The organism is Streptomyces sp. NPDC057010 (assembly GCF_042673805.1).
In the GTDB taxonomy this organism is placed as follows: Bacteria; Actinomycetota; Actinomycetes; order Streptomycetales; family Streptomycetaceae; genus Streptomyces.
This window is the reverse complement of the sequence record NZ_JBHUSC010000040.1, coordinates 50633-64924: the sequence shown is the minus strand read 5'-3', so window position 1 is coordinate 64924 and position 14292 is coordinate 50633. Positions and strand designations below refer to the sequence as shown.

Annotated in this window: 12 protein-coding genes and 1 riboswitch; of the genes, 10 read left to right on the top strand and 2 right to left on the bottom strand. The window is 68.7% G+C overall.

Annotated features, from left to right (window positions below; genetic code table 11):
- Window positions 1-143: 143 nt before the first annotated feature.
- Window positions 144-1523, bottom strand: a complete 1380-nt coding sequence (locus ACFTXQ_RS27235) for a cysteine desulfurase/sulfurtransferase TusA family protein (protein ID WP_382645183.1) — start codon at window positions 1521-1523, stop codon at window positions 144-146.
- Between the two features lie 283 nt (window positions 1524-1806).
- Here ACFTXQ_RS27235 and coxB point away from each other — a divergent pair, with 283 nt between their 5' ends.
- The 4 genes from coxB (at window position 1807) to ACFTXQ_RS27215 (ending at window position 6261) form a co-directional block, all read left to right on the top strand.
- The gene (gene coxB, locus ACFTXQ_RS27230; RefSeq protein WP_382645180.1) at window positions 1807-2781 is read left to right on the top strand and encodes a cytochrome c oxidase subunit II; all 975 of its coding nucleotides are present in this window, start codon (window positions 1807-1809) and stop codon (window positions 2779-2781) included.
- Window positions 2778-4505: a cytochrome c oxidase subunit I gene (ctaD, locus tag ACFTXQ_RS27225; protein WP_382645179.1), complete on the top strand. Its 1728-nt coding sequence runs from the start codon at window positions 2778-2780 to the stop codon at window positions 4503-4505. Before coxB ends, ctaD begins: the two co-directional genes overlap by 4 nt.
- Window positions 4502-4900: a cytochrome c oxidase subunit 4 gene (locus ACFTXQ_RS27220; protein ID WP_382645177.1), complete on the top strand. Its 399-nt coding sequence runs from the start codon at window positions 4502-4504 to the stop codon at window positions 4898-4900. Before ctaD ends, ACFTXQ_RS27220 begins: the two co-directional genes overlap by 4 nt.
- Window positions 4901-5016: 116 nt before the next feature.
- On the top strand, window positions 5017-6261 hold the full coding sequence (locus tag ACFTXQ_RS27215) for an Ig-like domain-containing protein (protein WP_382645175.1): 1245 nt from the start codon (window positions 5017-5019) through the stop codon (window positions 6259-6261).
- Window positions 6262-6349: 88 nt separating this feature from the next.
- Here ACFTXQ_RS27215 and ACFTXQ_RS27210 read toward each other — a convergent pair whose 3' ends face one another.
- A complete protein-coding gene (locus tag ACFTXQ_RS27210; protein ID WP_382645173.1) occupies window positions 6350-6754 on the bottom strand; it encodes a hypothetical protein in 405 nt (134 codons plus the stop codon).
- Between the two features lie 200 nt (window positions 6755-6954).
- Here ACFTXQ_RS27210 and ACFTXQ_RS27205 point away from each other — a divergent pair, with 200 nt between their 5' ends.
- From ACFTXQ_RS27205 to ACFTXQ_RS27180, 6 genes are all read left to right on the top strand, one after another.
- On the top strand, window positions 6955-7575 hold the full coding sequence (locus ACFTXQ_RS27205) for a heme-copper oxidase subunit III (protein WP_382645170.1): 621 nt from the start codon (window positions 6955-6957) through the stop codon (window positions 7573-7575).
- A 76-nt stretch (window positions 7576-7651) separates the two neighbouring features.
- Window positions 7652-8461 carry a c-type cytochrome gene (locus tag ACFTXQ_RS27200; protein ID WP_382645168.1) on the top strand — a complete coding sequence of 270 codons (810 nt, stop codon included), beginning with the start codon at window positions 7652-7654 and terminating at the stop codon, window positions 8459-8461.
- Window positions 8458-9516: a Rieske 2Fe-2S domain-containing protein gene (locus ACFTXQ_RS27195; protein ID WP_382645165.1), complete on the top strand. Its 1059-nt coding sequence runs from the start codon at window positions 8458-8460 to the stop codon at window positions 9514-9516. The genes ACFTXQ_RS27200 and ACFTXQ_RS27195 overlap by 4 nt, the downstream gene beginning before the upstream one ends.
- Window positions 9513-11144, top strand: coding sequence for a cytochrome bc complex cytochrome b subunit (locus tag ACFTXQ_RS27190; protein WP_382645162.1), 1632 nt, complete (start codon window positions 9513-9515; stop codon window positions 11142-11144). Before ACFTXQ_RS27195 ends, ACFTXQ_RS27190 begins: the two co-directional genes overlap by 4 nt.
- A gap of 183 nt (window positions 11145-11327) precedes the next feature.
- Complete coding sequence (gene trpD / locus ACFTXQ_RS27185; RefSeq protein ID WP_382645159.1) at window positions 11328-12392, top strand: anthranilate phosphoribosyltransferase; 1065 nt, start codon at window positions 11328-11330, stop codon at window positions 12390-12392.
- 118 nt (window positions 12393-12510) lie between these two features.
- Window positions 12511-12627: riboswitch (SAM riboswitch) on the top strand.
- Between the two features lie 227 nt (window positions 12628-12854).
- Window positions 12855-14249, top strand: a complete 1395-nt coding sequence (locus tag ACFTXQ_RS27180; protein WP_382645156.1) for an aminotransferase class V-fold PLP-dependent enzyme — start codon at window positions 12855-12857, stop codon at window positions 14247-14249.
- The last annotated feature ends 43 nt before the right edge of the window (window positions 14250-14292 follow it).

Here is a 14292-nt window from a genome sequence, read left to right as displayed (position 1 = left end):
GCACACCCCGGCCCCGCCGGCGAGGCGCGCGGCGGAGCCCCGGTCTTTGAGGCGCACCCGCGCACGCGGAGAGGCACATCCAGCCTCGCCGGCGTTTGAGGCGCGGGGGACCGGAGGGCGGAGCCCCCGGAGCCCGCGGTGGGTCAGATGAGGCGGCGGACCGTGTAGGCGGAGCCGACCTCGCGGGGGGTTTCGCCCACGTACTCGTGCCCCCGCATCGCGCACCACGCCGGAATGTCCAGCCGCGCCACCTCGTCGTCCGACAGCACCGTCACCGTCCCGCCCACCGCGACGGTGGTGATGGCCCGGGCCAGCTCGATCACCGGCTGCGGGCAGCGCAGCCCGAGCGCGTCCACCTCCACCGAGTCCGCCACCGGTGCCACCGAAACGCTTTCGGAGATGCCGAGCCGCTCCCGGACCCCGGACACCGCCCCCGGCAGCACCTCCAGGAACGCGTTCACCTCGTCCGCCGTCGTCCCCAGCGGGAGCGAAACCCGGACGTTCCCCTCCGACAGCACCCCCATCGCCCGCAGCACGTGACTCGGGGTCAGCGTGGAGCTGGTGCAGGAGGACCCGGAGGACACCGAGAACCCCGCCCGGTCCAGCTCGTGCAACAGCGCCTCCCCGTCCACGTACAGGCAGGAGAAGGTGACCAGGTGCGGCAGGCGCCGGTCGGCGTCGCCGACCACCTCCACGTCCGGGACGAGTCGCACCACCCGCCGCCGGATCCGGTCCACCAGCACCCGAAGCCGGGCCGCCTCCGCGTCGGCCTCGGCCCGTACGGCCCGCAGCGAGGCGGCGGCCGCCACGATCGCGGGGAGGTTCGCGAAGCCGGGGGAGCGGCCCGACTCCCGCTCGTCCGCCGGGCCTTGGGCCGAGAAGCGGACCCCCTTGCGGACCACGAGCAGCCCGACCCCGGGCGGCCCGCCCCACTTGTGCGCGCTCGCCGCCAGGACGGACCACGCACCCTCCACCGGCCCCCAGCCCAGCGACTGCGCCGCGTCCACCAGCAACGGCACCCCGGCCGCTCCGCAGACCTCGGCCACCTCCGCCACCGGCTGGACCGTGCCCACCTCATGGTTGGCGGACTGGAGGCAGGCCAGCGCCGTCGACGGCCCCAGCGCGTCCGCGAACCCGGCCGGGGTGACCGCCCCCGACCGCTCGACCGGGACCTCCGTCACCGTCCCGCCGCGCGCCGCGTGCGCGTCAGCCGCATGCAGTACAGAACTGTGTTCGACCGCTGATACGACCAGATGGTCTCCGACACGCCGGCGCCCCGCGAGGGCCCCGGCGACGCCCGTGTGAACCGCGTGCGTCCCCGAAGGAGTGAACACGAGCTCGTCGGGCCGGCATCCCACCGCCTCCGCCGCGGCCTCCCGCGCCGCGTCCAGCAGCAGCCGTGCCCGCCGCCCCTCCCGGTACAGCCGGGCCGGGTCGGCCCAGCCCTCGTCAAGGGAGGCCTGCAACGCCTGCCGGGCCACGGGGTGCAGGGGAGCGGCGGACGCGGTGTCGAAGTACGGCATCCGTTCACGCTAGCCGCCGCCCCCGAGCGTTCGAGGTCAGGGGGCGTCAGATGTCTTCCGGAGCCCATCATTCAGGGCCGTTCGCGCCGTCCCCCGTACGGCGGATCCATCCCTTCGGGGGCTGTAGCGGCGCGTTGGGCACCCTCCCCGCGCGACCCCAAATAGCGTCCAGTAGGGTTTGGTCCGCATAAACATCCAAACCCCTGCCTGCGTCAGGGCCGGCGACCGACCCGAACACGGCCGCGGCCGGCCGCGCGGGCCGAGACTCTCGGGAAGGCGCTACGTGAGTCCCTACGGCTCCGACCGCTCGCCGCGGCGCCCGATGCGGCGGAAGCTGCTGCAGGCGCTGACTGCGGGCGTGGTCCTGGCGACCGCAACTGGTTGCTCGTATACATGGAAAAGCTTCCCCCGCCTCGGATTGCCGACGCCGGTAACCGAGGAGGCGCCGCGCATCCTCTCCCTGTGGCAGGGATCCTGGGCGGCCGCGCTCATCACGGGCATCCTGGTGTGGGGCCTGATCATGTGGAGCGTCATCTTCCACCGGCGTAGCCGGACGAAGGTGGAGGTCCCCCCGCAGACCCGGTACAACATGCCCATCGAGGCGCTGTACACCGTGGTCCCGCTCATCATCGTCTCGGTGCTCTTCTACTTCACCGCGCGTGACGAGTCGAAGCTGCTCTCCCTCTCCGCCAAGCCGGCGCACACGGTCAACGTGATCGGCTACCAGTGGAGCTGGGGCTTCAACTACATCGAGAACGTCGACGGCGACGCCGCGACCCCGAAGGCCGGCGAGGTCCCCAAGGAGCTCTCCGCCATTCCGGACCGCTTCACCAAGGACTTCCCCGCGGGCGCCGAAGGCGTCTACCAGAAGGGCGTCCCCGGCGACCGGAACCCGGACACCAACAACCCCGGGCCGACCCTCTGGCTGCCCAAGGGCGAGAAGGTCCGCTTCATCCTGTCGTCGAACGACGTCATCCACTCCTTCTGGGTGGTGCCCTTCCTCTTCAAGCAGGACGTCATCCCGGGCCACACCAACGTCTTCGAGGTCACCCCGACCGAAGAAGGCACCTTCCTGGGCAAGTGCGCCGAGCTCTGCGGTGTCGACCACTCCCGGATGCTCTTCAACGTCAAGGTGGTCTCGCCCGAGCAGTACCGGGCGCACCTGAAGGAGCTGGCGGAGAAGGGGCAGACCGGCTTCCTCCCGGCCGGCATCAAGCAGACTGACCCGGCCCGGAATGCGGAGACGAACAAACTGTGAGCATCCTCAACGAATCTCAGGGTGCCGCCGCCGACTCGTATGAAAACGAGCTGCCGGTGCGGCGCAAGCAGCCGGGCAACGTGGTCGTGAAGTGGCTCACCACCACCGACCACAAGACCATCGGCACGATGTACCTGGTCACGTCGTTCGTGTTCTTCCTCATCGGCGGGATCCTGGCGCTCTTCATGCGCGCCGAGCTGGCCCGGCCGGGCTCGCAGATCATGTCGAACGAGCAGTTCAACCAGGCGTTCACGATGCACGGCACGATCATGCTGCTGATGTTCGCGACGCCGCTGTTCGCCGGATTCGCGAACTGGATCATGCCGCTGCAGATCGGCGCGCCCGACGTGGCGTTCCCGCGGCTGAACATGTTCGCGTACTGGCTCTACCTCTTCGGCTCGACCATCGCGGTCGCCGGCTTCGTCACCCCGCAGGGTGCGGCCGACTTCGGCTGGTTCGCCTACTCCCCGCTGTCGGACGCCGTCCGCTCGCCGGGCATCGGCGCCGACATGTGGATCATGGGTCTGGCCTTCTCCGGCTTCGGTACGATCCTCGGCTCGGTCAACTTCATCACCACGATCATCTGCATGCGCGCTCCCGGCATGACGATGTTCCGCATGCCGATCTTCACCTGGAACGTGCTGCTGACCGGTGTCCTGGTCCTGCTCGCCTTCCCGGTGCTGGCCGCCGCGCTCTTCGCGCTGGAGGCCGACCGGAAGTTCGGTGCGCACGTGTTCGATGCCGCGAACGGCGGGGCATTGCTCTGGCAACACCTCTTCTGGTTCTTCGGACACCCAGAGGTGTACATCATCGCGCTGCCGTTCTTCGGAATCATTTCCGAGATCATCCCGGTCTTCTCCCGTAAGCCGATGTTCGGTTACATCGGTCTGATCGCCGCGACGATCTCGATCGCCGGTCTCTCGGTGACCGTGTGGGCCCACCACATGTACGTCACCGGCGGTGTGCTGCTTCCGTTCTTCTCCTTCATGACCTTCCTGATCGCGGTACCGACCGGTGTGAAGTTCTTCAACTGGATCGGCACCATGTGGAAGGGCTCGCTGTCCTTCGAGACTCCGATGCTCTGGACGATCGGCTTCCTGGTCACCTTCACCTTCGGTGGTCTGACCGGCGTCATCCTGGCCTCGCCCCCGATGGACTTCCACGTCTCCGACTCGTACTTCGTCGTCGCGCACTTCCACTACGTCGTCTTCGGCACCGTGGTGTTCGCGATGTTCGCCGGCTTCCACTTCTGGTGGCCGAAGTTCACGGGCAAGATGCTGGACGAGCGCCTCGGCAAGATCACCTTCTGGACGCTGTTCATCGGCTTCCACGGCACGTTCCTGGTGCAGCACTGGCTGGGCGCCGAGGGCATGCCGCGCCGTTACGCGGACTACCTCGCGGCCGACGGCTTCACCGCGCTGAACACGGTCTCGACCATCAGCTCGTTCCTGCTGGGCCTGTCGATGCTGCCCTTCATGTACAACGTCTGGAAGACGGCGAAGTACGGCAAGAAGATCGAGGTTGACGACCCGTGGGGCTACGGCCGTTCGCTCGAGTGGGCGACCTCCTGCCCGCCGCCGCGGCACAACTTCCTCACCCTGCCGCGCATCCGCAGCGAATCGCCTGCGTTCGACCTGCACCACCCTGAGATCGCGGCCCTCGACCACCTCGAGGACCACGGCTCCGTCAAGGCCGTCGCTGGTGGCAAGGAGGCCGGCAAGTGAAGATCCAGGGCAAGATGTTCCTCTGGCTCTCCTTCTTCATCCTGATCATGGCCGTCGTGTACGGCGTGTGGTCGAAGGAGCCCGTGGGCACCACCGCGCTCTTCCTGGCCTTCGGCCTGAGCGTCATGATCGGCTACTACCTGGCCTTCACGGCCAAGCGCGTGGACGAGATGGCCCAGGACAACAAGGAGGCCGACGTCGCCGACGAGGCGGGCGAGCTGGGGTTCTTCTCCCCGCACAGCTGGCAGCCGCTCTCGCTGGGCATCGGTGGCGCGCTCGCGTTCATGGGTGTCATCTTCGGCTGGTGGCTCATGTACTTCTCGGCCCCGATCATCCTGATCGGCCTGTGGGGCTGGGTGTACGAGTACTACCGCGGTGAGAACGCGAACCAGTAGCAGCACCGCACCACAGCAGTGACCCGGGGCCCGGACACCTCTTCGGAGGAGTCCGGGCCCCTCGTTTGCAGTCACCCCGCGCGCCGTATTTGTCATATCTTCATAGCGTTGGCTCCATGAAGCACTCACCGCGTCTTTGGACGGTACTCAGCTGCTCCCTGCTGGTCGCGTCCCTCGGGGCCGGCGCCACCGCATGCGGGTCCGGCGACAACCCGCTGTCCGCCCGCCCGTACGACGCGGGCGATCAAATCGCCTTCAACCAGGCACTCGGCGGCCGCCCCGTCGACCCCGACAAACCCTTCGAGGTCACCGTGAAGGGGGGTGAGAGCCGGATCACGGACGTGACGGCCGTGGACACCCACGGCCGCCGCCTCGCGGGCGAACTGTCCGCCAAGGGGGACCGCTGGCACAACACCGTCCCCATGGCCGCCGGCGTCCGCTACACCGTCACCGTCAGCACCGAGAACGCCAAGGGAGCCCCAGGGCAGCGCACGGCCTCCTTCGACACCACCCCGGCCAAGGGGGTCCTCAAGGTCGAATTCGGCCCGGACGAGGGCAAATACGGGGTTGGGCAGCCCCTCACGGCCGAACTCAGCGAACCCGTCAAGGAGAAGGCCGCCCGCGCCGTCATCGAGCGGGGCCTGGAGGTCAAGGCCCCGGCCGGCGTCGTCGGCGCCTGGTACTGGGTCGACGACAAGACCCTCCACTACCGGCCCAAGGAGTACTGGCCCGCCCACACCGAGGTCTCCGTACGGAGCAACCTGGAGGGCGTGCGCATCTCCGACCACCTCTACGGGGCCGCGGCCAAGCCGCTGAAGCTGGAGATCGGCGACCGCGTCGAGGTCACCACCGACGCCTCCGCGCACTACCTCACGTTCAAGCGCAACGGAGAAGTGATCAACACCATTCCGGTGACCACCGGAAAGCCCGGCTTCTCCACCCGCAACGGGGTCAAGGTGGTACTCGGCAAGCAGTACTTCGTCCAGATGCGCGGCGACACCGTCGGCATCGGCGGCAGCGAGTACTACAACCTGCCCGTCTACTACGCCACCCGCGTCACCTGGAGTGGTGAATACGTCCACGCCGCGCCGTGGTCCGTCGGCTCCCAGGGCTACGAGAACGTCAGCCACGGCTGCACCGGCATGAGCACCGGCAACGCCGCCTGGTTCTACGAGAACATCACCGAAGGCGACATCGTCCAGGTCATCAACAGCATCGGCGAGGACATGGACACCTTCGGCAACGGCTACGGCGACTGGAACATGGACTGGAAGGACTGGCGCCAGGGCAGCGCCCTCCTCAAGGGCACCCAGGAGGGCCGCAGCGCCATCGACCAGGCGCGCCTGCGCCCGACCGTCTGAACCGTCTGAACCGGGGCCGCACGAGGCCCCGTACGGGCCGAAAACGGAGCACGGGGGTCCATACGGGCCCCCGCGCCCCGTCGCCGCCTCAGGCGGCGGAGGAGGCCAGCCGGGACCGCAGGAGCCCCGCCAGGGCCTCCGGGAACTCCACCGGGTCCACGGGAAGGGTCACGGCCGCGTCCGCGCGGCTCCAGGTGGCCAGCCAGGCGTCCTGCGGACGCCCCATCAGCAACAGCACCGGCGGGCACCGGAAGATCTCGTCCTTGATCTGCCGGCACACCCCCATGCCCCCGGCCGGAACCGCCTCGCCGTCCAGCACGCACACGTCGATGCCGCCCGCGTCCAGCGCCGACAGGACCGCCGGCAGCGTCGCGCACTCCAGGAACTCCACCGGCGGCAGATCCGCGGCCGGCCTGCGCCCCGCCGCCAGCCTCACCTGCTCCCGGGTGCCCGCGTCGTCGCTGTAGACCAGAACCCGCGCAGTCGCCCGCATTTCGTTCCTCCACGTGTGCCCGTGAATCACGTTGATGTTGCGCGGGATGCTACTCCTCCCGATGCGCTGTCAACATCGGTTCGGACAGGCTCGCAAGTGGCGCCCGGAGGGCGATCTGATGGGCCGTTCGGGCCTTGCACACGCCTCGGACACTCCGAACGGCACCCCCCGGGGTGAGGGCGGGATAAGCGACCGACATAATGTCGGTCGTGGCGACAGCAACGACAGTAGATACCGGGCACGCGCACCCGACGGTCAACCGGCCGAACCTCGTCAGCGTCGGAACCATCATCTGGTTGAGTTCCGAGCTGATGTTCTTCGCGGCCCTCTTCGCGATGTACTTCACCCTGCGATCCGTGACAGGCGCCGAGTACTGGTCAGAACAGGCTTCCTTCCTGAATCTGCCCTTCTCGGCGACGAACACGACGATCCTGGTGCTTTCCTCCCTCACCTGCCAGCTCGGCGTATTCGCAGCCGAGCGCGGTGACGTGAAGAAGCTCCGGACGTGGTTCATCATCACGTTCGTCATGGGTGCGATCTTCATTGGCGGCCAGGTGTTCGAGTACACCGAGCTGGTCAAGCACGAGGGCCTGAGCCTCTCGTCCGGTCCGTACGGCTCGGTGTTCTACCTGACCACCGGCTTCCACGGTCTGCACGTGACGGGCGGTCTCATCGCCTTCCTGCTGGTCCTCGGCCGGACGTACGCGGCCAAGAGGTTCACCCACGAACAGGCCACGTCGGCCATCGTCGTGTCCTACTACTGGCACTTCGTCGATGTCGTCTGGATCGGCCTCTTCGCGACGATCTACCTGATCAAGTAGCGAACACGTCACCGGGCCCGACCCGGCACTCCATCCAGAAACACCGACGCAGAAGATCCTGACACCGGGGTAATCCGTGAAAAAGCTCTCCGCACGACGACGCCATCCGCTGGCGGCGGTCGTCGTTCTACTCCTCGCGCTGGCGGCCACTGGGGGGCTGTACGCCGCCTTCGCCCCCGCGGGCAAGGCGCAGGCCGATGAAACCGCCCAGTCCCTCGCCATCGAGGAGGGCAAGAAGCTCTACGCCGTGGGTTGCGCAAGCTGCCACGGAACCGGCGGTCAGGGTTCCACTGACGGCCCCAGCCTGGTCGGCGTCGGCTCCGCGGCCGTCGACTTCCAGGTGAGCACGGGCCGCATGCCCGCCCAGCAGCCCGGCGCCCAGGTGCCGAAGAAGCCCAACATCTACTCCCAGGCGCAGATCGACCAGCTCGCCGCGTACATCGCGTCCCTCGGTGCCGGCCCGATCGTGCCGACCGAGAAGCAGTACGACCCGGCGGGTGCCGACGTCGCCAAGGGTGGTGAGCTGTTCCGCAACAACTGCGCGCAGTGCCACAACTTCACCGGCGAGGGCGGCGCGCTGACGAACGGCAAGTTCGCCCCGAACCTCGAGGGCGTCGAGCCGAAGCACGTCTACGAGGCCATGCTCACCGGCCCGCAGAACATGCCCTCCTTCCCGGACAGCACCATGCCGGAGAAGCAGAAGAAGGACATCATCGCGTACCTCCAGAACGTCAACGGCGAGAAGTCGACCAGCCCCGGTGGCCTCAAGCTCGGTGGCCTCGGCCCCGTCTCCGAGGGTCTCTTCGGCTGGATCTTCGGTCTGGGTGCGCTGATCGCTGTCGCCGTCTGGGTCGCGGCCCACACCGCTAAGGCCAAGAAGTCATGAGTAGCCAAGACATTCCCGAAGAGAAGCACCTGCCGAGCGAGCAGGGCGACGCGCACCACGGTGCCGTAGCGGTCGCGGACGACCCGTTCGCCGACCCGGGCCTGCCGGTCCACAAGCCGCGCATCCAGGACATCGACGAGCGTGCGGCGAAGCGTTCCGAGCGCACCGTCGCGATGCTGTTCACGCTGTCGATGCTGGCCACGATCGGCTTCATCGCCGCCTACGTGACCATCCCGGTCGAGAAGATCGTCTACATCTTCCCCATCGGGAAGGTGAGCGCGCTCAACTTCGCCCTGGGTCTGACCCTGGGCACGGCCCTCTTCTGCATCGGCGCGGGCGCGGTCCACTGGGCCCGCACCCTGATGTCCGACGTGGAGGTCGCCGACGAGCGCCACGAGATCGCCGCTCCGGCGGAGGTCAAGGCCAAGGTCATGCAGGACTTCGCGGACGGCGCGAACGAGTCCGGCATCGGCCGCCGGCCCCTGATCCGCAACACGATGCTGGGCGCGCTGGCCATGCTGCCGCTCTCGGCCCTCATGATCATGCGCGACACGGGCCCCCTGCCCGAGGACAAGCTCCGCAAGACCGTGTGGTCCAAGGGCAAGCTGCTGATCAACGACAACACCAACGAGCCGCTGCGTCCCGAGGACGTGCTCGTCGGTTCGCTGACCTTCGCCCGGCCGGAAGGCCTGGAGGAGGACCAGCACGACTTCCAGACGCAGATCGCCAAGGCCGCCCTGATGATCGTCCGGCTCAAGCCCGAGGACATCAAGGACAAGCAGGAGCTGGAGTGGTCCCACGAGGGCATCGTGGCCTACTCCAAGATCTGCACCCACGTCGGCTGCCCGATCAGCCTGTACGAGCAGCAGACGCACCACGTGCTCTGCCCGTGCCACCAGTCCACCTTCGACCTCTCCGACGGCGCCCGTGTCATCTTCGGCCCGGCCGGTCACGCGCTTCCGCAGCTGCGGATCGGCGTCAATGACGAAGGCTTCCTCGAAGCGCACGGCGACTTCGAAGAGCCCGTCGGTCCTGCATTCTGGGAGCGCGGATGAGCACTGCGACCACTGACACGAAGGCGCGCAAAGCGCCTGCCGGCGAGCGCGTAGCGGACTGGGCGGACGGCCGCCTGGGCATCTACACCCTGGCCAAGTCCAACATGCGCAAGATCTTCCCGGACCACTGGTCCTTCATGCTGGGTGAGATCTGCCTCTACAGCTTCATCATCATCATCCTCACGGGTGTGTACCTGACGCTGTTCTTCCACCCGAGCATGAACGAGGTCGTGTACCACGGCTCGTACGTGCCGATGCAGGGCGTCCAGATGTCCGAGGCCTTCGCCTCGACCCTGGACATCAGCTTCGACGTCCGCGGCGGTCTGCTCATCCGGCAGATCCACCACTGGGCGGCCCTGATCTTCGTCGCGGGCATGGTCGTGCACATGATGCGCGTCTTCTTCACCGGCGCGTTCCGCAAGCCGCGCGAGGTCAACTGGATCTTCGGCTTCCTGCTGCTGGTCCTCGGCATGTTCACCGGCTTCACCGGTTACTCCCTGCCGGACGACCTGCTCTCGGGCACCGGCGTCCGGTTCATGGAGGGCGCGATCCTGTCCATGCCGATCGTCGGCACGTACATCTCGTTCTTCCTCTTCGGCGGCGAGTTCCCCGGCGGCGACTTCGTCGCCCGGTTCTACTCGATCCACATCCTGCTGCTGCCCGGCATCATGATGGGCCTGCTGGTGGCCCACCTGATCCTGGTCTTCTACCACAAGCACACCCAGTTCGCGGGTCCCGGCAAGACGAACAACAACGTCGTCGGCATGCCGCTGCTGCCGGTCTACATGGCCAAGGCCGGAGGCTTCTTCTTCCTGGTCTTCGGTGTCATCGCGGCCATCGCGGCGATCGCCTCGATCAACCCGATCTGGGCGCTCGGCCCGTACCGCCCGGACCACGTGTCCACCGGCGCACAGCCCGACTGGTACATGGGTATGCCGGAAGGCCTGATCCGTGCCATGCCCGGCTGGGAGATCAACCTGTGGGGCCACACGCTCGTCCTGGGCGTGCTCATCCCGCTGATGCTCTTCCCGCTGGTCCTCGGCGCGATCGCCGTCTGGCCGTTCATCGAGTCCTGGGTCACCGGCGACAAGCGCGAGCACCACATCCTGGACCGCCCGCGCAACGTCCCGACCCGTACGGCCTTCGGTGCCGCCTGGATTGCCGAGTACGTCGTACTGCTCATCGGCGGCGGCAACGACATGTTCGCCCAGTACTTCCACCTGTCGATCAACTCGATCACCTGGTTCGTCCGGATCGGTTTCTTCGTCGTCCCGGTCCTGGTCTTCATCGCCACCAAGCGGATCTGCCTCGGCCTCCAGCGCCGGGACCACGACAAGGTGCTGCACGGTCGCGAGACCGGCATCATCAAGCGCCTGCCGCACGGTGAGTTCGTCGAGGTCCACGAGCCGCTCTCGCAGGGCCAGCTGCACAAGCTCACCGCGCACGAGCAGTACAAGCCGGTCGAGATCGGCCCGACGGTCGACGAGAACGGTGTCGAGCGCAAGGTGAAGGCCACGGAGAAGCTGCGCGCGAAGCTCAGCAAGGGCTTCTACGCGGAGAACAACCAGATTCCGAAGCCCACGGTGGAGGAGTACAAGGAGATCCAGAGCGGCCACGGCCACCACTGACCTCCCGCACCACCCGCATGACCGTATGACCGCATGAGGGACTGATTTCGGTCAGTCCTGGTGTCGCCACGGCGAGAGCCCCGTCCAGTGTCTGGACGGGGCTCTTTGCCGTCCTCCCAGGCTGGATAGGCTGAAGGCCTTCCCATTCGACGTGGAATCCCCTACGAACAGCAGGAGCGGACCATGAACGTTGTGACCCCGGCAGGCGGCGACAGCGTGGCGGCCCGCGGCTGGCCGGGCGTCCTCGACGCCCTGCTGACCGGCCGGGACCTGGGTGCCGACGACACCGCCTGGGCCATGGACCGGATCATGCGCGGGGAGGCCACCGACGCCCAGATCGCGGGCTTCGCGGTCGCGCTGCGGGCCAAGGGGGAGACGGTCGAGGAGATCAACGGCCTCGTACGGGCGATGTACGCGCACGCCAACCTCATCGAGGTGCCCGGCCGGACGGTGGACATCGTCGGCACGGGCGGCGACGGGGCCAAAACGGTGAACATCTCGACGATGTCCGCGCTCGTGGTGGCCGGTACGGGCGCCAAGGTCGTCAAGCACGGCAACCGGGCCGCCTCCTCCGCGAGCGGTTCCTCGGACGTGCTGGAGAAGCTCGGCGTCAACCTCAACCTCACCCCCGAGCGGGTCGTGCAGGTCGCGGAGGAGGCCGGCATCACCTTCTGCTTCGCCGTGAAGTTCCACCCGGCGCTCCGTCACGTCGCGGCGGCCCGCAAGGAACTGGGCATCCGGACCACTTTCAACTTCCTCGGCCCGCTCACCAACCCGGCTCGGGTACGGGCCCAGGCCACCGGTGTCGCCGACGCCCGGGTGGCCCCGATCGTGGCGGGCGTGCTCGCCGAGCGGGGCTCGTCCGCGCTCGTCTTCCGCGGTGACGACGGCCTGGACGAGCTGACGACCACCGCCACCTCGCGGGTCTGGTGGGTGCGCGACGGGAAGGTCTCCGAGCAGTCCTTCGACCCGCGCGACGTGGGCATCCCCCTGGTGGACGTGTCCGCCCTGGCCGGCGGGGACCCCTCCTTCAACGCGGACGTGGCCCGCCGCCTGCTGGCCGGCGAGACGGGCCCGGTCCGCGAGGCGGTCCTGCTGAACTCGGCGGCGGCCCTGGTCGCCCTGGACCCCGGCACGGGCACCCTGGAGGAGCAGATCGCCGCCGGCATCGCCCGTGCGGCCGAATCGATCGACTCGGGTGCGGCGCGCGCCGCGCTGGAGCGGTGGGTGGCCGCGAGCAACGCCTAGCCCGCGCGGCGGGCACGGTTCCGTCCGGTACCCCGCTGCTCGTTTTGAGCCAAGACCCCGGTCCGCCATTCGGACCGGGGTCTTGTGTTCGGGGGATCTTGTGGCAGGATGCTGACCAGGTCACGAGTGACAGCGTTTAGGCCCCGGCTTGCTGTCCGGCAACCCTCCTTCCGTGGCGGGGTGCCCCGGGTGATGACCAGGTCGTAGGCAACAAGGCCTACGGCAAGCGCGGATCCCTCGACACCAGGGGTCCTGGTCTCTCGAGGAGCGTTTTCCGTGAGCAAGCGAATGCGATAGGGCGACTCCGCCCCTTCTTCAACCCTCGGATCAGGGTCGCTTCCGTGTACCCCCGATCGGTCCGAGGACCTCCCGTACCCCGGCCCCGGCCGGCCGCCGAGCCGAGTCGTACCCGCGTACGGGCACACCGAAGCCATTCAGACCTGCCTGCCGGGAGATACCGCCATGTCCGCTGCCCTGAACGCCGCCACCACCGCTGCCGCTGCCACCGACGCCGCCTGCCCCGCCGCCTGTGCCGAGCCGCTGGCCGTCCTCGGCCGGGACGTCACCGTCCCGCTCGTGACCGGCGGCGAGGTCACCTACGCCGCCCTCGACTACGCGGCCAGCGCCCCCGCCCTCCAGCGGGTCTGGGACGACGTGGCCGCCTACGCCCCGTACTACGGCAGCGTGCACCGCGGCGCCGGCTACCTCTCGCAGCTCTCCACCGACCTCTTCGAGCAGAGCCGGGTCACGGTCGCCGAGTTCCTCGACTGCCGCCCCTCCGACCAGGTGGTCTTCACCCGCTCCACCACCGACTCCCTCAACCTGCTCGCCGCCGTGCTCCCGGCCGACTGCCAGGTCTTCGTCTTCGAGACCGAGCACCACGCCTCGCTGCTGCCCTGGACGAACGCGCAGGTCACCTACCTCAACGCCGCGCGCACCCCCGACGAGGCCGTCGCCACCCTGGAGCGGGCGCTCGCCGACCGGGACCCCTACGGCCCGGCCCTGGTCTGCGTCACCGGCGCCTCCAACGTCACCGGTGAACTGTGGCCGGTGAAGGAGCTCGCCGCCGCCGCGCACGCGCACGGCGCGCGGATCGTCCTGGACGCCGCCCAGCTGGCCCCCCACCACCCCGTCTCGGTGCGCGACCTGGACGTGGACTGGGTCGCCTTCTCCGGCCACAAGCTGTACGCGCCCTTCGGCTCGGGCGTGCTCGCCGGCCGCGCCGACTGGCTCCAGCAGGCCGAGCCGTACCTGGCCGGCGGCGGCGCCTCCCGCAAGGTCGCCCGCCGCGAGGACGGCGGCGTCGACGTCGAGTGGCACACCACCGCCGCCCGCCACGAGGCCGGCTCCCCGAACGTCATCGGCGTCTACTCCATCGCCTCCGCCTGCCGGGCCCTGACCGAGGCGGGCTTCGACGGTCTGGTCGCCCGAGAGCAGCACCTCATCGCGAAGGTCCGCGAGGGCCTGGCCGAGGTGCCGGCGGTCCGCGTCCTGTCCCTCTTCGGGGACGACGCCCCGCGCGTCGGCGTCATCTCCTTCGTCGTCGACGGCTGGAACAGCTCCCACTTCGCGGCGGCCCTCTCGGCCGAGTACGGCATCGGCGTCCGGGACGGCCTGTTCTGCGCGCACCCGCTGGTGCGGACCCTGCTGGGCAGCGAGCCGCAGGCGCAGGGCGAGTGCGGAGCGCCGGAGGCGGCGCCGGGGGAGCGCTCGCTGAACGCGATCCGCGTCAGCTTCGGGGCGGGCACCCCCGACGAGCACGTGGACCGCTTCGTGCGCGCGGTGAAGGAACTCGTCGCGGACGGCGCGAAGTGGCAGTACCGCACGGAAGAGGGCCGCTGCGTTCCGGCCGTCTGACCGGCGCGCCGCCGTTGCCGGGGCTCTGCCCCGGACCCCGTTC